At 70.6% G+C, this 18,790-nt stretch carries 19 protein-coding genes; 15 read left to right on the forward strand and 4 right to left on the reverse strand.

All coding sequences use genetic code 11. The annotated features are described in order from the left end of the window. The 4 genes from AB0B61_RS21705 to rfbD are packed head-to-tail and all read left to right on the forward strand — an operon-like array spanning position 1 to position 3,825. Entirely contained in the window at positions 1–1,068 is a 1,068-nt protein-coding gene (locus AB0B61_RS21705; RefSeq protein WP_358180555.1) for a glucose-1-phosphate thymidylyltransferase, read from the forward strand. After that, positions 1,065–1,991, forward strand: coding sequence for a dTDP-glucose 4,6-dehydratase (gene rfbB, locus AB0B61_RS21710; protein WP_358434449.1), 927 nt, complete (start codon positions 1,065–1,067; stop codon positions 1,989–1,991). Before AB0B61_RS21705 ends, rfbB begins: the two co-directional genes overlap by 4 nt. Continuing rightward, positions 1,988–2,932 carry an endonuclease/exonuclease/phosphatase family protein gene (locus AB0B61_RS21715; RefSeq protein ID WP_358434452.1) on the forward strand — a complete coding sequence of 315 codons (945 nt, stop codon included), beginning with the start codon at positions 1,988–1,990 and terminating at the stop codon, positions 2,930–2,932. The genes rfbB and AB0B61_RS21715 overlap by 4 nt, the downstream gene beginning before the upstream one ends. Then, positions 2,929–3,825: a dTDP-4-dehydrorhamnose reductase gene (gene rfbD / locus AB0B61_RS21720; RefSeq protein ID WP_358434455.1), complete on the forward strand. Its 897-nt coding sequence runs from the start codon at positions 2,929–2,931 to the stop codon at positions 3,823–3,825. The genes AB0B61_RS21715 and rfbD overlap by 4 nt, the downstream gene beginning before the upstream one ends. Here rfbD and rfbC (AB0B61_RS21725) read toward each other — a convergent pair. After that, positions 3,745–4,353, reverse strand: a complete 609-nt coding sequence (gene rfbC / locus AB0B61_RS21725; protein WP_358434457.1) for a dTDP-4-dehydrorhamnose 3,5-epimerase — start codon at positions 4,351–4,353, stop codon at positions 3,745–3,747. The two genes, rfbD and rfbC (AB0B61_RS21725), sit on opposite strands and share 81 nt — an antisense overlap. A 234-nt stretch (positions 4,354–4,587) precedes the next feature. Between rfbC (AB0B61_RS21725) and AB0B61_RS21730 the strand changes: the two genes are divergently transcribed. From AB0B61_RS21730 to AB0B61_RS21765, 8 genes are all read left to right on the forward strand, one after another. After that, positions 4,588–5,505 (forward strand): hypothetical protein, encoded by a 918-nt coding sequence (locus AB0B61_RS21730; protein ID WP_358434460.1) that lies wholly within the window; start codon positions 4,588–4,590, stop codon positions 5,503–5,505. A gap of 61 nt (positions 5,506–5,566) precedes the next feature. Continuing rightward, positions 5,567–6,784 carry a class I SAM-dependent methyltransferase gene (locus AB0B61_RS21735; protein WP_358434463.1) on the forward strand — a complete coding sequence of 406 codons (1,218 nt, stop codon included), beginning with the start codon at positions 5,567–5,569 and terminating at the stop codon, positions 6,782–6,784. Continuing rightward, positions 6,781–7,554, forward strand: a complete 774-nt coding sequence (locus AB0B61_RS21740) for a sugar phosphate nucleotidyltransferase (protein ID WP_358434466.1) — start codon at positions 6,781–6,783, stop codon at positions 7,552–7,554. Before AB0B61_RS21735 ends, AB0B61_RS21740 begins: the two co-directional genes overlap by 4 nt. Further along, positions 7,551–8,201 (forward strand): PIG-L family deacetylase, encoded by a 651-nt coding sequence (locus AB0B61_RS21745; protein ID WP_358434469.1) that lies wholly within the window; start codon positions 7,551–7,553, stop codon positions 8,199–8,201. Before AB0B61_RS21740 ends, AB0B61_RS21745 begins: the two co-directional genes overlap by 4 nt. A 6-nt stretch (positions 8,202–8,207) precedes the next feature. Further along, positions 8,208–9,230: an SDR family oxidoreductase gene (locus tag AB0B61_RS21750; RefSeq protein WP_358434472.1), complete on the forward strand. Its 1,023-nt coding sequence runs from the start codon at positions 8,208–8,210 to the stop codon at positions 9,228–9,230. Between the two features lie 44 nt (positions 9,231–9,274). Then, entirely contained in the window at positions 9,275–10,555 is a 1,281-nt protein-coding gene (locus AB0B61_RS21755; RefSeq protein WP_358434475.1) for a DUF4910 domain-containing protein, read from the forward strand. Beyond that, the gene (locus tag AB0B61_RS21760) at positions 10,552–11,523 is read left to right on the forward strand and encodes a hypothetical protein (RefSeq protein WP_358434478.1); all 972 of its coding nucleotides are present in this window, start codon (positions 10,552–10,554) and stop codon (positions 11,521–11,523) included. The genes AB0B61_RS21755 and AB0B61_RS21760 overlap by 4 nt, the downstream gene beginning before the upstream one ends. Continuing rightward, on the forward strand, positions 11,516–12,985 hold the full coding sequence (locus AB0B61_RS21765) for an oligosaccharide flippase family protein (RefSeq protein WP_358434481.1): 1,470 nt from the start codon (positions 11,516–11,518) through the stop codon (positions 12,983–12,985). Before AB0B61_RS21760 ends, AB0B61_RS21765 begins: the two co-directional genes overlap by 8 nt. On the opposite strand, the gene AB0B61_RS21770 is transcribed toward AB0B61_RS21765, so the two are convergent. Next, the gene (locus AB0B61_RS21770; protein WP_358434484.1) at positions 12,954–13,922 is read right to left on the reverse strand and encodes a glycosyltransferase; all 969 of its coding nucleotides are present in this window, start codon (positions 13,920–13,922) and stop codon (positions 12,954–12,956) included. The genes AB0B61_RS21765 and AB0B61_RS21770 overlap by 32 nt on opposite strands. Before the next feature lie 279 nt (positions 13,923–14,201). Here AB0B61_RS21770 and AB0B61_RS21775 point away from each other — a divergent pair, with 279 nt between their 5' ends. After that, on the forward strand, positions 14,202–15,008 hold the full coding sequence (locus tag AB0B61_RS21775; RefSeq protein WP_358434487.1) for a hypothetical protein: 807 nt from the start codon (positions 14,202–14,204) through the stop codon (positions 15,006–15,008). A gap of 61 nt (positions 15,009–15,069) precedes the next feature. On the opposite strand, the gene AB0B61_RS21780 is transcribed toward AB0B61_RS21775, so the two are convergent. Next, positions 15,070–15,966, reverse strand: a complete 897-nt coding sequence (locus AB0B61_RS21780; RefSeq protein ID WP_358434490.1) for a DUF6492 family protein — start codon at positions 15,964–15,966, stop codon at positions 15,070–15,072. A 107-nt stretch (positions 15,967–16,073) separates the two neighbouring features. On the opposite strand from AB0B61_RS21780, the gene AB0B61_RS21785 reads away from it, so the two are divergent. Both AB0B61_RS21785 and AB0B61_RS21790 read left to right on the forward strand, forming a co-directional pair. After that, on the forward strand, positions 16,074–16,799 hold the full coding sequence (locus tag AB0B61_RS21785) for a hypothetical protein (protein ID WP_358434493.1): 726 nt from the start codon (positions 16,074–16,076) through the stop codon (positions 16,797–16,799). Next, complete coding sequence (locus AB0B61_RS21790) at positions 16,796–18,205, forward strand: O-antigen ligase family protein (protein ID WP_358434496.1); 1,410 nt, start codon at positions 16,796–16,798, stop codon at positions 18,203–18,205. Before AB0B61_RS21785 ends, AB0B61_RS21790 begins: the two co-directional genes overlap by 4 nt. Here AB0B61_RS21790 and rfbC (AB0B61_RS21795) read toward each other — a convergent pair. After that, positions 18,144–18,689, reverse strand: a complete 546-nt coding sequence (rfbC, locus tag AB0B61_RS21795; protein WP_358434498.1) for a dTDP-4-dehydrorhamnose 3,5-epimerase — start codon at positions 18,687–18,689, stop codon at positions 18,144–18,146. The two genes, AB0B61_RS21790 and rfbC (AB0B61_RS21795), sit on opposite strands and share 62 nt — an antisense overlap. Positions 18,690–18,790 lie beyond the last annotated feature (101 nt).

Below are 18,790 nucleotides of genomic sequence, written 5' to 3' on the forward strand. Positions count from 1 at the left end.
GTGAAAGCACTCGTGCTGGCCGGAGGGTCGGGCACACGGCTACGGCCCATCACCCACACCTCGGCCAAGCAACTCGTGCCCGTCGCCAACAAACCGGTGCTGTTCTACGGCCTGGAGGCGATCGCCGAGGCGGGGATCAGGGAGCTCGGACTGGTCGTCGGTGACACGCAGGCCGAGATCGAGGCGGCCGTCGGCGACGGCTCCGCGTTCGGCCTGCAGGTGACCTACCTGCGTCAGGAGGCGCCGCTGGGCCTGGCCCACGGCGTGCTGATCGCCCGCGACTTCCTCGGTGACGACGACTTCGTCATGTACCTGGGCGACAACTTCATCGTGGGCGGCATCAACGGCCTGGTGGACCGGTTCGCCAGGGAGCGGCCCACCGCCCAGATCATGCTGACCAGGGTCGGCGATCCACGCCAGTTCGGGGTCGCCGAACTCGACGCCGCCGGCCGGGTGGTCGGTCTGGAGGAGAAGCCCGACCGGCCCAAGAGCGATCTCGCGCTGGTCGGCGTCTACTTGTTCAGCCCGGCCATTCACGCCGCCGTGGCCGAGCTCAAGCCGTCGGGGCGCGGCGAGCTGGAGATCACCGACGCCATCCAGTGGCTGATCGAGGCGGGGTTGCGCGTCGAGTCCTCGGTGATCTCCGGCTACTGGAAGGACACCGGCAACGTCACCGACATGCTGGAGGTGAACCGGCTCGTGCTGGAGTCGCTCGACCGTCGGGTGAGCGGCCTGGTGGACCAGGCCAGCGAGCTGATCGGGCGGGTCGTGGTGGAGCCGGGCGCCGTGGTCGAACGCTCGCGCGTCGTGGGCCCGGTGATCATCGGCCCCGGCGCGCGCGTCCAGGACAGCTATGTCGGCCCGTTCACCTCGATCGGCGCCGACTGCGCGATCGGCCGCAGCGAGATCGAATACTCGATCGTGCTGCCTCGAGCCTCCATCCAGGGCGTCGGCCGGATCGAGTCGTCGCTCATCGGCCACGACGTCGAGGTGACCCCCGCTCCGGACACCCCCAAAGCCCACCGCCTCGTGCTGGGCGATCACAGCAAGGTGCAGATCAGTTCATGACACGGATTCTGGTGACAGGTGGGGCCGGCTTCATCGGCTCGCACTTCGTCCACGGGCTGGCCGACGCGGACGTGACCGTGCTCGACAAGCTCACGTACGCGGGCAACCGGGCCAACCTCGAAGGGCGGCCGCACACCTTCGTCCACGGTGACATCTGCGACGCCGAGCTGCTCGGCGAGGTGGTGCCGGGCCACGACCTGGTGGTCAACTTCGCCGCCGAGTCGCACGTCGACCGGTCGATCGACGGCCCGGCCGAGTTCGTGCGCACCAATGTGCTCGGCACCCAGACGCTCCTGCAGGCGTGTCTGGAGGCCGGAGTCCCGAAGGTGGTGCACGTGTCGACCGACGAGGTCTACGGCTCCATCGACCACGGCTCATGGGAGGAGTCCGCGCCGATCCTGCCGCGCTCGCCGTACGCCGCGTCGAAGGCGGGCGGCGACCTGGTCGCCCGCTCGTACGCGATCACGTACGGCCTCGACGTGTCGATCACCCGGTGCGGCAACAACTACGGCCCCAGGCAGTACCCGGAGAAGGTCATCCCGCTGTTCGTCACGAACCTGCTGCGCGGCCGGCGGGTCCCGCTCTACGGCGACGGCGGGAACGTCCGCGACTGGATCCACGTCGCCGACCACTGCGCGGGCATCCGCCTGGTGGCCGAGAAGGGCGCGCCGGGCGAGGTCTACCACATCGCGGGCACCGCTGAGCTGACCAACAGGGAGCTGACCGAGCGGCTGCTGGCGGCGTGCGGCCGGGACTGGAGCATGGTCGAGCCCGTCGAGGACCGCAAGGGCCATGACCGCCGCTACTCGCTCGACGACAGCAAGCTGCGCGCGCTCGGCTACCGGCCGGAGATCCCGTTCGAGCAGGGGCTCAAGGACACCGTCAGCTGGTACGCGAGCAACGCGGCGTGGTGGAGAGCTTGAAGCAGAACACCTTGCTCACCTCCGCGCTCTGGGCACTGCTGTCGCCGTTCGCCGGCTGGGCGGTGCTCCGCGTGGCCGGATGGGAGCCCAAGCTCAGGTGGTCCCAGCTCGTGTCGTTCACCCCTTATGCCGCCGCGGGCTCGCTGGTTCCGCTGGCGCTCGCTCTGGCGCTGCGCAACCGGCCCGCCACGTACGCCGCGCTGGTGGTGGGCGGGCTGCTGGCCTCGGTGGTGCTGCCGCGCGCGGTGCCGCAGGGCGTCCCCGAGGCGGCGGGGCAGCCGCTGCGCGTGATGACCGCGAACCTGCGCGTGGGCTCGGTGCCCGCCGAGGCCCTGATCGGCGCGGTCGAGCGGAGCCGTCCCGACGTGCTCACCCTCCAGGAGCTCACCCCGGACCTCGCGGCGCGACTCGACCGGGGCGGCCTGCTCACCCTGCTGCCGTATCACCTGGAACAGCTGGGCACGGCCGTCTACTCGCGCTTCCCGCTGCGTCCGGGCCTCGGCTTCGCGGCGGGCCAGTGGCAGCACGTCGGAGGCCTGCTCACGCTGCCCGACGGTTCGGAGGTGGACGTCGTCGGCGTGCACGCCTGCGCGCCGGCCGGTGGCTGGCTGGCGGGGTGCTGGGCGCAGAGCATCCGGGTCCTGCCGCCGGCGGTGGCGAAACGGCCGCGCGTCCTGGCCGGCGACTTCAACTCCACGCTCGACCACGCGGTGCTGAGGGAGCTGATCGCCACCGGCTATCAGGACGCCGCGTCCGTCACCGGGAAGGGACTCGTCATGACCTGGCCGTACTACGGGCGCTCCGCCCTCGTCCCCAAGGTCGCCATCGACCACGTGCTGGCCTCCGAGGGGGTGGCCGTGCGCTCGTTCGAGACGCTCGCGCTCCCGCGGACCGACCATCGCGCCACGGTCACCGACCTGGTGCTGGGGCGGCGCGCATGAGGTGGGCGATCATCGGTGCGGGCGGCATGCTCGGCACCGACCTGACGGAGCTGCTGCGGACCACGCCGGGCATGCGGGTCCGCCCGTTCACCCGGTCCGAGCTGGACCTGTGCGACGCCGGCGCGGTCGCCTGGGCGCTGCGCGCGGCCAGGCCCGACGTGGTGGTCAACTGCGCCGCGTGGACGGCCGTCGACGACGCCGAGACGCGCGAGCAGGAGGCTCTGGCGATCAACGGGACGGCCGTGTCCGTGCTCGCCCGGGTCGCCGCCGACCTGGGCGCCCGGCTGATCCAGCTGTCCACCGACTACGTCTTCGACGGCGCCGGGGCCGGGCCGTACCGGGAGAGCGCCCCGACCGGGCCCATCAACGCCTACGGCAGGACCAAGCTCGCGGGCGAGCACGCGGCCCTGGAGCATGGTCACCACGTGGTGCGTACGGCCTGGCTCTACGGCGCCCACGGCCGCAGCTTCGCCCGCACGATGGTCGGCCTCGAAGCCGCCCGGCCGACGGTCTCCGTGGTCGACGACCAGTTCGGCCAGCCCACCTGGACCGGCGACCTGGCCGAGCGGATCGTCCAGCTCGGCCTGGCGGACGCCCCGCCCGGCGTCTACCACGGGACGAGCGCCGGGCGGACGAGCTGGTACGACTATGCCAGAGAGCTCTTCTCCCTGCTCGGAGCCGATCCCGGCCGGGTGGAACCCATCCCGAGCACGGCCCTGCGCCGGCCCGCCCCACGCCCCGCCAACAGCGTGCTGGCGCACGGGAACTGGCAGGCCGCCGGGCTGCCGCCGATGCGTGAGTGGTCCATCGCCCTACACGCGGCCTGGCCGGCCCTGCTGGGTCCCTGGGGCGCTCGCGTAGTGGGCCAGGCAGTCGGCGTAGGAGGGGAGTAGACCTTGTTCGGTGGCTTCCGCCAGCGTGGGTGCCGCGGCGTCCTTGTCCGAGAGGATCGGCTCGATGCCCTCCGGCCAGACGATGCCGAGGGCCGGGTCGAGCGGGTGGATGCCGTGCTCACGCCGCGGGGCGTACGAGGTGGAGCACAGGTAGATCACGGTGGCCGACTCGCTGAGTGTGAAGAACGCGTGGCCGAGCCCTTCGGCCAGGTAGACCGCCTGCCGCGAGACGTCGTCCAGCTGCACCGCCGCCCACTGGCCGAAGGTGGGCGAGCCGGTTCTGAGGTCCACCGCGACGTCGAGGACGCTGCCGGAGACGCAGGTGACGTACTTGGCCTGGCCGGGCGGCACGTCCGCGTAGTGGAGGCCGCGCAGCACGCCCCTGGCCGAGACCGAGCAGTTGGCCTGGGCGAGGTCCAGCGGGCGGTCGAGCTCGTCGCTCCTGAACCACTCCAGGAACTGCCCGCGTCCGTCCTTGTGGATACGCGGGCTGAACAGCCAGGCGCCGTCGAAACCGAGGGGATCCATGAGCCGGATCCTGACATAGCAGGAACGTTCCCACCAGAGCGTGTAACGCGTGAGATGGCAGTCGCGAAATGCCAGTTGATTGAGGCATGTGGTCCTGAGCGGGGTCAGGACCACCATCCCGATCAGTACGTTTCCGGGAGCCAGCAACCCATCCCGCCCCACGCACGGCCTCGCAAGACCTACGAGGGGAGATCGGTTCGACTCGCACCATGCACGTGTAAGGGGCAAGCCCAGATGACCACGGTATTCACCGGCAGCACGATGAACGACGAGGCGCGACGCGAGCGGATCTTCCAGGGCGACGTCTTCGTCTACACGGCCTCGCCCGCGTCCCGCGAGCTCGTGTCCTTCGCCCGCGAACTGGTCGCCGAGACCTTCGGCGGCGCGGATCCCACCACCGCCCAGCACAGCATGCCGGTCGAGCGGTTCGCCGCACTGCTGGCCGACGTCAAGCCGCGCTTCATCCATCATCCGAGGTGCAAGGAGCTCATCGCGGTCCTGCTGGACGAGCTGGGGTTCGCGCCGGACGAGACCTACTTCGACGTGCCGCGGTTACGGACCTCGACCTCCGACGGCTACCTCGACTCGGGCATCTCCTACGCCTACCACGCCCACCGCGACTGTTGGTACTCGGCGCCGTTCAACCAGGTGAACTGGTGGATCCCCGTCTACGACGTGGTGCCGGAGAACGTCTTCGCCCTGCACCCGGAGTACTTCACCCAGGCCGTGCGCAACGGCAGCGGCCGCTACGACTACGCCTCGTGGGTCAGGACGGAGCGCCCGTCGGCCGCCCAGCACATCTACAGCGACACGCGCGAGCAGCCGAAGCCGGAGGAGGACCTCGACCTGTCCGGCGAGCTCAGGTTCGTCATGGAGCCGGGCGGGGTGCTCCTGTTCTCGGGCGCCCAGTTGCACTCGACCGTGCGCAACACCTCGGGCGTGACGCGCTTCAGCATCGACTTCCGCACCGTGCACATCGACGACGTCCGATCGCGCAAGGGCGCGCCCAACGTGGACGCGGCGTGCCTGGGCACCACTCTGCGCGACTTCATGCGCGCCGGGGACCTGGCGCGCATCCCGGAGGAGCTGTCGGCGGAGTACGAGAAGGAGGCCGTGGCTCACGTGGAGCGAGCCAGCGGTAGTTCGTACTGAATCTCATACATCGGGAGGGGACCATGGCTCGTTGGTTACAGCGCGGAAGAGGCCGAGGCCGGTGACCGTCTGCCGGCTCTGCGGCTCGGGCGAACTGGCGAGCGTGGTCGATCTCGGTGCCACGCCGCCCTGCGAGCTGTTCCTCACCAGGGAGCGGCTCGACGAGCCCGAGCTCACCTACCCTCTGCACCTGCGGGTCTGCACGAGCTGCTGGCTCGCCCAGATACCGCCGCTGATCCAGCCGGAGGAGACGTTCACGGAGTACGCGTACTTCTCCTCCTTCTCCACCTCCTGGGTGGAGCACGCCCGGGAGTTCGTGACGGCGGCCGTGGACCGGTTCGCGCCGGGCTTCGTGGTCGAGGTGGCCAGCAACGACGGGTACCTGCTGCAGCACGTGGCCGAAAGAGGGGTGCGCTGCCTGGGCATCGAGCCCTCGGCCAACGTGGGCCAGGCGGCCAGGGACAAGGGCATCGCCACGCTTACGGCCTTCCTCGACCCGGAGACCGGGGCGGCGGTCCGCGCCGAGCACGGGCCGGCCGATCTGGTCGTGGCCAACAACGTGTACGCGCACATCCCCGACGTCGTCGGCTTCACCCGAGGGCTGCGGGCGCTCGTGGCCGACGACGGGTGGGTCTCCATCGAGGTGCAGCACCTGCTCACGCTCGTGGAGCTGAACCAGTACGACACGATCTACCACGAGCACTTCCAGTACTACACGGTCGCCTCCGCGCGGCGGGCCCTGGCCACCGGCGGCCTGACCCTGGTCGACGTGGAGCTGCTGCCGACGCACGGCGGCTCGATCCGGCTCTGGGCCCGGCCCGATGAGGCGGGCGGCGAGCCCAGCGAGCGGGTGGCCGACGTGCTGGCCAGGGAGAAGGGGGCCGGGCTCGACGAGCTGGCCGGGTACGCGGAGTTCGCCGCCCGGGTGGCCAAGGTCCGCCGCGACCTGCTCCGCTTCCTCATCGACGCGGCCGAGGCGGGCAAGACCGTGGCCGGCTACGGCGCTCCGGGGAAGGGCAACACGCTGCTCAACCACTGTGGCATCCGCGAGGACCTGCTGGCGTACACCGTGGACCGCAATCCGTACAAGCACGGCAGGTTCACGCCGGGCACCCGGATCCCCATCCTGCCGCCCGAGCGCCTGGCCGAGGACCGGCCGGACTACGTCCTGGTGCTGCCGTGGAACCTGCGAGCGGAACTCACCGAACAGCTCTCCTACGTCCGCGAGTGGGGCGGTCAGCTGGTCTTTCCCATCCCGAGTCTGGAGATCGTGCCATGAAGGTCGTGCTCTTCTGCGGTGGGTACGGCACGCGGATGCGCACCGGAGCCGCCGGCGAGGTCCCCAAGCCCATGCAGCTCGTCGGTCCCCGGCCGCTCATCTGGCATGTGATGCGCTATTACGCGCACTTCGGGCACACCGAGTTCATCCTCTGCCTGGGTTACGGCGCCCAGCACATCACGGAGTTCTTCCTGGACTACAAGGAGACCGCCTCCAACGACTTCCGGCTGCGCGGCGGCGAGGTGGAGCTGCTGTCGCAGGACATCTCGGACTGGTCGATCTCCTTCGTCCAGACCGGCGTCCAGTCGCCGATCGGCGAGCGGTTGCGCCGCGTCCGCGACCATCTGGACGGCGAGGAGGTGTTCCTGGCCAACTACGCCGACGTGCTCACCGACGCGCCGCTGCCGGAGATCGTCGACCGCTTCATGACCGCCGACGTGGGGGCGTCCATGATGGTCGTGCCGCCGCCCGGCACCTTCCACTGCATCGACATCGACGACGACGGGCTGGCGAGGGACATCGCGCCGGTCACCCAGATGCCGATCTGGGTCAACGGCGGATATTTCGTGCTCCGTCAGGAAATTTTCGATCACATTCCGGAAAATGGGGATCTGGTGGGGGATGGCTGTGTGGAGCTGACCAAGCGCGGCCGGCTCATGACCTACCGGCACCGTGGCTACTGGCGGCCGACCGACACCGTCAACCAGCGGATCGAGCTGGACGAGGCGTACTCGCGCGGCGACAGGCCCTGGGCGCTGTGGGAGGCATGATCCGGCTGACGGCCACCGGGTTGGGCCGGATCGTCGCGCTGGGCGCGCACTGCGACGACATCGCGATCGGGGCGGGCGGCACGCTGCTCACCCTCTGCGCGGGCCGGCCAGGGCTCCAGGTCGACGCGCTGGTCCTGTCCGGCGGCGGCACCGAGCGGGAGGACGAGGAGCACGCGGCGCTCACCGCCTTCTGTCCCGGGGCCGACCTGCGGCTGACCGTGCTCAAGCTGCCCGACGGCCGGCTGCCCGCGCACTGGGAGCAGGCCAAGGAGGCGCTGGAGCTGCTGCGGGCCAGAACCGATCCCGACCTGATCCTCGGCCCGCATCCCGGAGACGCCCACCAGGACCACCGGGGCCTGGCCGAGCTCGTGCCCACGGTCTTCCGCGACCACCTGACGCTCGGCTACGAGATCGTCAAGTGGGACGGCGACCTCGGCCGCCCCGCCGCCTACCAGCCGCTGCGGCCGGAGGTGGCGGCGGAGAAGGTCGCCCTGCTGCGGCGGCACTACCCCTCGCAACTCCGGCGTTCCTGGTTCGACGACGAGGCCTTCCTCGGGCTCGCCCGCATCCGCGGGATCGAGTGCGGCGACAGGTACGCCGAAGCCTTCCACACCCGCAAACTGACCCTCGACCTCGCAGGAGACTAGCCGGATATGCGTGTACTGCTGACCGGACACCAGGGCTACCTGGGCACCGTCATGTCCCCCGTACTCGCCGGAGCGGGACACGAGGTGATCGGCCTCGACTCGGGGCTGTTCGCCGACTGCGTCCTGGGGCCGCGGCCCGACGACCCCCAAGGGCTCGCCGTGGACCTGCGCGAGGTCCCGGCCGAGGCGCTGGCCGGATTCGACGCGGTCGTGCACCTGGCCGCCCTGTCCAACGACCCGCTCGGCTCGCTGGCGCCCGAGCTGACCTACGACATCAACTACCACGCCTCCGTACGGCTGGCCCGGCTGGCCCGCGAGGCGGGGGTGCGGCGCTTCCTGTACGCCTCCACCTGCTCGGTCTACGGAGCCGCGGGCGGGGACGACCTGGTCACGGAGGAGGCGCCCCTGCGTCCCGTGACCCCCTACGCCGAGTCCAAGGTGCGTGTGGAGGACGAGGTGCTGAAGCTGGCCGACGCCGACTTCACGCCGGTCTTCCTGCGCAACGCCACGGCCTTCGGCTTCTCGCCCCGGCTGCGCGCGGACATCGTGCTCAACAACCTGGTGGGGCACGCGCATCTGTCCGGTGAGGTACGCGTGCTGTCCGACGGCACGCCGTGGCGGCCCCTGGTGCACGCGCTGGACATCGCGGACGCGTTCGCCGCCGCCCTGACCGCGCCGCGCGAGGCCGTACACGCCGAGGCGTTCAACGTGGGCACCGAGCAGAACAACGTCACCGTGGCCGGGATCGCGGCGACCGTGGTGGAGGCGGTGCCCGGCGCCACGCTGGCCATCACGGGGGAGACGGGCGCCGACCCGCGCTCCTACCGGGTCGACTTCTCGCGGATCCGCGCCGCGCTGCCCGGATACGAGGCGCGCCGGTCGGTGAAGGAGGGCGCGCTCGAACTCATCGACGCCTACCGGCGGCACGGGCTGACCAGGGAGGGCTTCGAGCGCCGCTTCACCCGCCTGGCCCGCCTGTCGGACCGGCAGGCCGCGGGCACGGTCGACGAGCGGCTGATGCCCTCGTGACCGGCCTCGAAAAGGATGCCCTCGAGACTGGCCTCGGCAAGGAGATGCACCAGCTGGTGGAGCGTCTCTACCCGCTGTGCCGGAGCATCACGGGCGACGGCGTCCGCCGCACCCTGGAGATCGTCGGCGAGCACATCGCGCTGAACGTGCACGAGGTGCCCACCGGCACGCAGGTGCTCGACTGGAACGTGCCCAAGGAGTGGAACATCCGCGACGCCTACGTCAAGGACCCCACGGGCGCCAAGGTCGTCGACTTCGCCGAGTCCAATCTGCACGTGGTCGGCTACAGCGTGCCGGTGTCGGCCCGGATGCCGCTGGCCGAGCTCCGCGGCCACCTGCACACGCTGCCGGACCAGCCGGATCTCATCCCCTACCGGACCGGCTACTACGCCGAGGACTGGGGGTTCTGCCTGCGTCACGAGACCCTGGAGGGCCTCCAGGAGGGCGAGTACGAGGTCGTGGTGGACTCCACGCTGGCGGACGGCCACCTCACGTACGCCGAGCACGTCGTGCCCGGCCGGACGAGCGAAGAGGTGCTGATCTCCTGCCACACCTGCCACCCGTCGCTGGCCAACGACAACCTGGCGGGCATCGCGGTGGCCGTCCAGCTGGCCCGGCGGCTTGCGGCGGCCTCGCCGCGCTACACCTACCGCTTCCTGTTCGCGCCCGGCACGATCGGGTCGATCACCTGGCTCGCCCGCAACCGGGACGCGGTCGAGCGGGTCAGGCACGGGCTGGTCCTCGCCTGCGCGGGGGACGGCGGCGCGCTCACGTACAAGCGGAGCAGGCGCGGCGACACGGAGATCGACCGGGCGGTGGGGCACGTGCTGCGCTCCTCCGGACGCCCGCACCGCACGCTCGACTTCTCCCCGTACGGCTACGACGAGCGGCAGTACTGCTCGCCCGGGTTCGACCTGCCGGTCGGCTGCCTGACCAGATCGACGTACGCGGGCTACCCGGAGTACCACACCTCGGGGGACAATCCGGCGTTCGTGCTCCCCGAGGCAATGGCGGACACCCTGGAGACCTGCTGGGAGGTGACCCGGGTGCTGGAGGGAGACCGGCGCCTGGAGAACCTCAGCCCCTACGGCGAGCCGCAACTGGGCCGGCGCGGCCTGTACGGGGCGCTCGGCGGCAGGAGCGACACCAAGCAGGCCCAGATGGCCATGCTCTGGGTGCTGAACCTCTCGGATGGCACGCACTCGCTGCTGGACATCGCCGAACGGGCCGGTCTCCCGTTCCAGGCGGTGGCCGAAGCGGCGGCGAGCCTCGAAGACGCCGATTTGGTGAGGGAAGCGGAGTTGGTGAGGGAATGGAAACCATGAGCTTGCGGGTCGGCGACCTGGTGGAGATCCGCAGCGAGGCCGAGATCCTGGCCACGCTGGACGAGCGCGGTGAGCTGGACGGCCTGCCGTTCATGCCGGAGATGCTGAAGTTCTGCGGTCAGCGCCTCACCGTGCACAAGGTGGCGCACAAGCTGTGCGACACGCTGACCAAGACGGGCCTGCGGCGCATGGACAGCGCCGTGCACCTGCTCGGCGCCCGGTGCGACGGCTCGGCGCACGGCGGCTGCCAGACGGCCTGCTCCATGTACTGGAAACAGGCGTGGATCAAGCGCGTCGCGGCGGACGAGCTGCCTCCGAACGCCGTGCCGGACTCCCGGCTGCTGCCGCTGCTGGAGATCAACAGCCGCAAGCCGCCGGGCGAGGACGGCACCGAACGCTACTCCTGCCAGGCGACCGAGCTGCTGCGAGCGGCGCCCGTACCGCTGCCGATGGCCGATCTGGGGCAGTTCGTGGCGGACGTACGGACGCGGAACGTCGGCGTGCTGAGGACCCTGAAGGCGACCGGGATCGGGCTGTACAACCGCTTCCAGCACCTGACCAGGAGAAAGCTGCCCAGCGCGTTGCGCATCAAGGGCGGCCGGCCGTGGGGCACGATGAAGGGCGAGGTCAGGGGCCGCACGCCGGTCCAGACGCTCGACCTCCAGCCGGGCGAGCTGGTCCGCGTGCGGTCCAAGCAGGAGATCCTGGCCACCGTCAACGAGGACCTGTCCAACCGCGGCATGAACTTCGACGCCGAGCTGGCCCGCCACTGCGGCCGCACCGCGCGGGTGCGCGCCCGGGTCGACCGGTGCATCGACGAGCCCACGGGACGGATGCTGGAGATGAAGACGCCCTGCATCGTGCTGCAGGACGTGGTGTGCGAGGGCGTCCACTCGCTGAACTGCCCCCGCGAGTTCTTCCCCTTCTGGCGCGAGATCTGGCTCGAACGGGTGCCGGACGGTGAGTGAACCAGCAGTGAGCACGAACGAGCCCGTCAGCGATCACCGGGCCGGATCGGCGGGCAGGGGACTGCGGTGGGGGCTGCTGGCGCGCGGCGGGTCGAAGCTGGCCACCTTCACCCTGAGCCTCGTGCTGGCCCGCCTGCTCGCCCCGGAGGACTTCGGGTTGTACGCGGTCGCGCTGGCCGCCAACCAGTTCCTCTTCTACATCAACGACGCCGGCATCGTCGCGGCCGTCGTGCAGTGGCGCGGCAAGCTGGAGGACATGGTGGTCACCGCGACCACCGTGGTCCTCACCCTCAGCGTGACCATCTACGCCGCGTTCTGGGTGGCGGCGCCCTACTTCACCGGCCTGGCGGGCAACGTCTCCGCCACGCCGGTGGTGCGGCTGCTCACCGTGATCATCGTGATCGACGGGTTCGTCAACGTACGCAGCGCGGTCATGCTCCGCGGCTTCCAGCAGGACAAGATCGCCAAGGCGAACATGGCGGGCATCGCCGTCCAGGTGCCGGTGGCGATCACGCTGGCGGTCATGGGCGCGGGCGTCTACAGCTTCGTCATCGGCGCGGTCGCCAACTCGCTGGTGAGCGGTGTCCTGGTGTTCTTCTGGGCCAAGATGCCGCTGCGGCTGGGCTTCGACCGGGCCATCGCGCGCAAGCTGCTGGGCTTCGGCGTGCCCCTGGCGGTCAGCCTGGCCATCGAGGCGCTGGTGCTCAACGCCGACGCCATCATCATCGGCCGGCTGCTGGGCGCGACCACGCTCGGCTTCTACATGATCGCGCTGAACGTGTCGAGCTGGGTGCCGGGCTTGGTCGGCGAGGCCCTGCGCCACGTCACGCTGCCCGGCTTCTCGCGGGTCGCCGAGGAGCGCCCGGAGGCGTTCTCCGCGCGCGTCCAGCAGCTCGTGCCGATGCTGATCACGCTGGTGCTGCCGGTCGCGGTCCTGTTCGGCGTGCTGGCGCCCCTGGTCGTGCCCTTCCTGTACGGCGAGCGGTGGCTGCCCGCCGCCCAGGCGCTGTCCTTCCTCATGGCGCTGATGGTGGTGCGGATGCTCACCGCGCTGGCCTTCGACATCCTGACCTCGCTCGGCGCGACCAGGCTCGTCGTCTGGATGAACCTGAGCTGGGCCGTGGCACTGCTGCCCGCCCTGTACGCCGGCGCCCGGCTGGACGGCATCCGGGGCGTGGCGATCGCGCACGCGGCCGTCGCCCTGCTGATCGCCCTGCCCGTGACGGCGCTGCAGCTGCGCCGCTCGGGCGTCGTGCTCGGACCGGTCCTGCCCGGGATCCTCCGGCTGCTCCTCGGCGGCCTGCTGGCCGGCCTGACCGCCTGGCTGGTGGCCAGGCTGACCGAGGGCGCCTTCGACTTCGTCCGGCTCTGCGCCGCCGGAGGAGCCGGGCTGATCGTGTACGTGGTGACCGGGCTCTCGCGGGAGCGGATCAGGAAGATTCGCGAGGTGGTGACGAGCTGAGCTCTGCCCGCCCGCTGCGGGCCACGTCGATGGCCGAGTGGGCGACGTTGCGGGCCATGGGCACGGCGTTGCGCCGCAGCCATGGCCGCAGCGCCGCGTAGGCGCGCAGCCGCTGGCCGCGGGTCAATGGAGCGTTCCTGATGACCCGCAGCAGCGCGCGGCCCTCCTCCACGTTGGGCAGGAAGAAGCGCTGGTCTCCGGGCATCTCGCGGGCGCGGAAGGCCCGCGCGTGGTTGACCTGGCTGTTGCTGCCCGGGTGGTTGCGGTGCCGCAGCAGCAGCTCGTCCACCACGATCAGCGGCCCGAGCAGCGCCAGGCCCGAGATCATCACCCGGTCGGCGGGCAGGATGGCCTCCAGCGGCCGGGCCCGCAGCAGCGTCTCCCTGCGCATGAGCCCGTAGAAGTGCATGGTCTCGTCGTAGTTGTCCAGCCGGTGGCGTAAGCGCGTCACCGGGTCGGGCTGGTCGGTGGGGGCGGTGTCGCGCCAGGTGCCGATGGTCTGTCCCGTCTCGTCGATCTCCTCGACGCCCGAGACGGCGGCCGCCGCCGACGGGTGGCGGCGCAGCGCCGCCGAGAGCAGGGCCAGGCGGTCCTCGTGGTACTCGTCGTCGGAGGTGGCGTAGGAGAAGAACTCGCCGCGGGTCTCGTGGACGACCTTGTTGTGGTTGGCTGTGATGCCGACGTTGCGCTCGCGCCGCAGGTAGCGGACGCGGGGATCGGTCCTGGCCAGCTCGCGGCAGAGCTCCTCGGTGCCGTCCGTCGAGCAGTTGTCGGCGATCACCAGCTCGAAGTCGACCCCCTTCTGGGAGAGGACCGAGCGCAGGGCGCCCTCCAGGTACGGCTCGCCGTTGTAGACGGGCATGCCGACCCCGATGGGCGGTTCGGCGCGGCCGACGAGTGAGGGGGAGGAGCGTACATTCGGTGATCTGGACGTCATCCGGGCAGCCCTTCTAGCGGAAGCTGAGGTGAGGCTGAGGTACGGTCGCGCCGATGTTCTCGCGAAGTAGGGCGAACGGCAACCAGGTCCGGTGATTCGTAACATCGACTCGTCCGGTCACGATAAGCAATCTGTACCATTTTTTATGGCCAGGGCATTGGCCCATACTGGCGGGGGCTTGGGCGGGTAAATATGGCTTTTTGGAACGATCTGTTAGGCCTTATCCGAAACAAGCGTGTTGGACCTCCCATCCTCGCTCTCGCCCTCGTTCTGGCGTTGGTGGCGTTCTTCGTGGGGTCACCGCGTTACGAGACCGAGTCGTCGCTGATCCTGACCGCGCCGCCGTCCGGTGGCACCCTGTCGATGGATCCCACCAAGCCGGTCGGCCTGACCAACCCGCTGCTGCAGTACAACGACGGGCTGCGGACGGTCGCGGGCATCCTCATCCTCGCGCTCAACAGCAAGGACGAACTGCGCAAGCTCGGGATCGAGGAGAACGGCAGCACCGAGATCGTCATCGACGACGGCCGGTCGAACGCGGACCTGCTGGGCGTCGTGACGCAGGGCCCGTTCATCCACATCAAGGTCGTGAGCCGGACGGCGGAGACGGCGAAGGGCATCCTCGAACGGGCCGAGCGGCGCCTGCGTGAGGAGCTGACCAGCTACCAGACCTCGCTGGGCGCGCCGAAGAGCACGTTCATCGCGGTCAACAACGTGGCGCTGATCCCGGTCGAGTACGACGGCGGCGGCAAGATCCAGCTGGCCGTGGAGGTGCTGGTCGTCGCCCTGCTCTTCGGCTTCGGCGCCGCCTACCTGATGTGGATCCGGCGCGTCCGCGGCCGTACCGCCCCGGCGGAGCCGGCCGAGGGCGAAGCGGACGCGTCCGAACCCGCCGCCGAGCCGGAAGCGGCGAAGCCCCTTAATGGCCGCTCAACGGCCATGTCTTCCGCGGGATCCGACGACGACCCGTCCGTGGACCGCGACAGCGACGGCCCCCCGACAGAGGAGTTCGCCCGGATCAACGGCGAGTTCCTGGGGATCGCCCCCGACCAGCGAAAGCCCGACCAGGACGGCCGCGCGGGTTAGGGAACCCGGCTCTGGCGCAGCGCTCGGGGTCGGGGAACCCGCCTCGGCGCAGCGCTCGGGGCTAGGCGACCCGATTGGCGACCTCGGCGCAGCGCTCGATGGCCGCCTGCCGCACCTCTCGCGGGGTGCCCGACTTGGCGGAGATCATCATCCCGATCGCCCCGGGCCCGAGCCGATCGGCGAAGGCCAGGGCGGTCGGCAGGTCCATCGGCGACTCGTCGGGGGTCTTGTGGCACAGGCCGGTGTCCGACGGCGGGCGCCCGTCCGGCGCGCTGAGCACCTCGTCCACGAACAGGCCGTAGAGCATGAACTCCGACACGTGCAGCCGGGAGCCGAAGGCGTCGGCCCAGTGCCGGCCGGTGTTCTCGGTGAGCCGCCGCTGGAGCCCGCGCACGATGGCGGGGTCCCAGAAGGTGAGCGGGCTCATGTAGTCGGGCAGTGGCGGCTCGGGCGCCGGTGGCAGTTTGAGCAGCTCGCGGGCGACCTGGTGCCACAGCACGTGCCGCGTCATGAGCGGGTGCACCCCGTCCTCCAGCCGGTGCAGCAGCGTCCGGCCGCCGACCAGGGAGCGCTGGGCGGTCGTCGGCCGGACGAGCACCACGTCGGAGTCGGCCACCAGGACCACGTCCGCGTCCATCGCCGCCGTGGCCGCCAGCTTGACGATCTGCTGCATCACCCAGCCGCGTACGGGCGGCCACGGGCGCAGGGCGTTGACCCACATGCCCAGCCGGGGCACCTTGACGTAGCGCTTCGGCAGCAGCTCGCCGACGGTCCTGACCCGGCAGCGGGGCCCTTCATGGGCGGCGAACAGGCGCCGGTCGGCACGCGGCACGAAGACGTGGTGGACGGTGTCCTCGGGGGTGTACTCCAGTACGGAGCGGTGCAGATCGGCGAACTGATCCGCGTCGGGTCCATAGCTGGGGGTGACGACGGCCAGCGAGGCCATGGGCTTGGTCACTCACCCTCATCGCAGTGAAGCTTTGGCACGTTACACGTGATAAGTAACGCTGGTCGCAGCCTCGCCGATGCTTTGACGTACGGCTGGAACATGCCTGGGGGGCTGTGTTGGACTTCTGGAGCGCGATCATCGTCCTCCTGCGTCGCTGGTACATCGCGGCTCCCGCGTTCCTGCTGACGCTCGCCGCCGCCTACGGCGTCTACACCCAGATCCCCGTCCAGTACTCCTCGACGACGGTCATGGTGCTCACGGTGCCGCCGAGCGGGTCGTACCGGCCGCCGAACCCCAAGAACCCCAACCCGATCATCAACCCGCTGCTCAACTTCGACGGCGGGTTGAACATGTCGGCCTCCATCCTGGTGCAGATCCTCAACACCGCGGAGGTGGCCGGCCAGATGGGCATCCGGCCGGACGGCAAGACCACCTACAAGGTCAACAACGGCCACCCCAATCCCGAACTGCTCATCAGCGCGCCCTTCGTGGTCATCGAGGGCAAGAGCCTGGCGCCCCAGGACGCGCGGGCGATCGTGGTCCGGGTCGCCGAGCGGGCCAAGGTCGAGCTGAAACGGCGCCAGGAGGTGCTGAAGGCCCCGCCGGAGACGTACATCAACCTGAACGAGATGGTCTCCCCGACCGAGCCGCTGCCGGAGCGCGGCGGGAAGATCCGCAGCGCCGCGGCGGTGTTCGCGCTGGGCGTGGCCGCCGCGCTCGGCGCCTCCTTCTGCGCCGAGAGCGTCATGACCGGGCTGCGGCGCAGAAGGGACGAGCGGGACGGGCCGCAACCGGCGCCCGAGGCGGACGTCCGGACCGAGGAAGCGGTGTTGCAGCGGTGAACGTGGCCATCGAGCGGTCCATCGTCCGGCCGGTGCCCCACCGGGCCGACGCCGCGACCCTGTGCGCGATCTTCACCGTGGTCCTCATGCTGGTGCCCGCCCGTCAGGTGATCGGCGGCCTGCCGTTCGACCTCACCTACGCGGAGGCCATCGGGCTGTTCGCCGCCGTCTGGTGGTTCTGCGCGCACCTCACCAGTACGCTCGGCGCGGCCAAGGGGCAGTCGGCGGTGCGCTACGCGATCTACTTCTACGCGCTCGCCTTCCTCGCCACCTACGCCTACGCCTCCGCCGGGTGGCTGCCCTCCTACGAGCAGGACCTGTCCGACCACGTGCTGGTCATCGCGGTCGCGATGGTGGGCATCGCGCTGATCGGCGTGGACGGCGTGCCGAGCCGCGAGCGGCTCGACCTGGTGCTGAAGACGCTGGTGGTGGTCGGCGCCATCATGGGGGTGATCGGCGCGATCCAGTTCCTGCTGTCGTTCGACGTGACCCAGTACATGCAGATCCCCGGCAGCCGCCTGCGGGCGGTGGAAGTGACGATCCTGGAGCGCAACGGGCTCAACCGGGTGGCCTCGACCGCGGGGCACCCCATCGAGTTCGGCGTCGTGTCCGCGATGGTGCTGCCGGTCGCCCTCCACTACGCCTTCGGCGCCCGCGAACACGGTGAGCCGCAGCGGCGCTGGTGGACCGTGGTGGCCCTGATCGCCTGCGGGATGGCCTTCTCCGCCTCGCGCTCGACGGTCCTGGGCCTGGCCGCCTCCGGGGCGGTGCTGTTCCTCGGCTGGCCCAACGCCCGGCGCGTCCGGGCGGCCGTCGCGCTCGCCGGTTTCCTGGTCGTCATGAAGCTGCTCGTCCCCGGCCTGATCGGCGCGATCGCCGGGCTGTTCACCAACCTGGACAACGACGAGAGCCTGCGCTGGCGGACCAACGACTACACCACGGCGATCTCGGAGTTCTCGCAGCATCCCCTGCTGGGCCGGGGCAACGGCACCTGGTTCCCGCCGCACCACCCGGTCTTCGACAACCAGTACCTGCTGACGGCCGTGCAGGGCGGCGCGATCGGGGTGCTGGCGTTCGTCGGCCTGTTCGTCGTCGGGATGTGGTCGGCCGTTCGCGTCAGGAGCATCAGCGCGGACGACCGCACCCGCGATCTCGGGCTGACGCTGGCCGCCTGCCTGATCGTGCCGGTGGTGGGCTCGGCCACCTTCGACCTGAACTCCTTCAGCACGGCCACCGCGCTGTCGTTCCTGCTCATCGGCCTGGCCGGGGCGTTGATGCGGGCCGCGCGCCGCGAGGCCGGGCTTCCGGGCGCGGGGACGCTGAAAGAGCCCCCGCGCCGCGAGGTCAGCCCTCCAGCCGCCGCCGCGCCTCTTTCCACGAGCCGGCCGCCAGATCCCGCGCGCTGATCGCCGAGACCGGGAGCGGCCAGTCGATCGCCAGGTCGGGGTCGTCGTAGCGGACGGAGATGTCCTCGGCCGGGTCGTGCGGCCGGTCGATCCGGTAGCAGACGTCGGCGTCGCTGAGCGCCTGGTAGCCGTGGAGCAGGCCGGGCGGCACGTACAGGTGGATGAAGGTCTCGTCGTCGAGGACCACCGACATCCGCTCGCCGAAGGTGGGCGAGCCGGGCCGGGCGTCCACGAGGACGTCGTGCACCGCGCCGCGGGCGCACCTGACGAGCTTGGCCTCGCCCCGGCCGGAGCGGCCGTGCATGGCCCTGATCGCGCCCTTGACCGTGCGGGACTGGCTGTCCTGGACGAACGACGCGGGGTCCAGGCCGTGCTCGGCCGCGATCTCGGCGTCGAACGTCCTGGTGAACAGGCCGCGCTCGTCACTGTGCGGGCTCGGGATGAACAGCAGCGTCCCCGCGAGCGCGCCTTCCTCGACTCTCATGGGCACATCTTGGCCCGGCCTCCGTGCCGTCGCCAGCGTGTAACGGATATAGCCCGATACCGATGTCCAAAGGGTGAGTCGGCAGACGGGGGGTGCGGCAT

The sequence above is a fragment of the Nonomuraea sp. NPDC049158 genome, from assembly GCF_040648335.1.
Classification (GTDB): Bacteria; Actinomycetota; Actinomycetes; order Streptosporangiales; family Streptosporangiaceae; genus Nonomuraea.

Coding starts and splice junctions, on each gene's coding strand:
- rfbC (WP_358434457.1), bottom strand. CDS start 4,353: ATGGATCCCCTCGGTTTCGACGGCGCCTGGCTGTTCAGCCCGCGTATC.
- rfbD (WP_358434455.1), top strand. CDS start 2,929: ATGAGGTGGGCGATCATCGGTGCGGGCGGCATGCTCGGCACCGACCTG.
- rfbB (WP_358434449.1), top strand. CDS start 1,065: ATGACACGGATTCTGGTGACAGGTGGGGCCGGCTTCATCGGCTCGCAC.
- AB0B61_RS21740 (WP_358434466.1), top strand. CDS start 6,781: ATGAAGGTCGTGCTCTTCTGCGGTGGGTACGGCACGCGGATGCGCACC.
- rfbC (WP_358434498.1), bottom strand. CDS start 18,689: ATGAGAGTCGAGGAAGGCGCGCTCGCGGGGACGCTGCTGTTCATCCCG.
- AB0B61_RS21755 (WP_358434475.1), top strand. CDS start 9,275: ATGCACCAGCTGGTGGAGCGTCTCTACCCGCTGTGCCGGAGCATCACG.
- AB0B61_RS21730 (WP_358434460.1), top strand. CDS start 4,588: ATGACCACGGTATTCACCGGCAGCACGATGAACGACGAGGCGCGACGC.
- AB0B61_RS21745 (WP_358434469.1), top strand. CDS start 7,551: ATGATCCGGCTGACGGCCACCGGGTTGGGCCGGATCGTCGCGCTGGGC.
- AB0B61_RS21750 (WP_358434472.1), top strand. CDS start 8,208: ATGCGTGTACTGCTGACCGGACACCAGGGCTACCTGGGCACCGTCATG.
- AB0B61_RS21770 (WP_358434484.1), bottom strand. CDS start 13,922: ATGACGTCCAGATCACCGAATGTACGCTCCTCCCCCTCACTCGTCGGC.
- AB0B61_RS21760 (WP_358434478.1), top strand. CDS start 10,552: ATGAGCTTGCGGGTCGGCGACCTGGTGGAGATCCGCAGCGAGGCCGAG.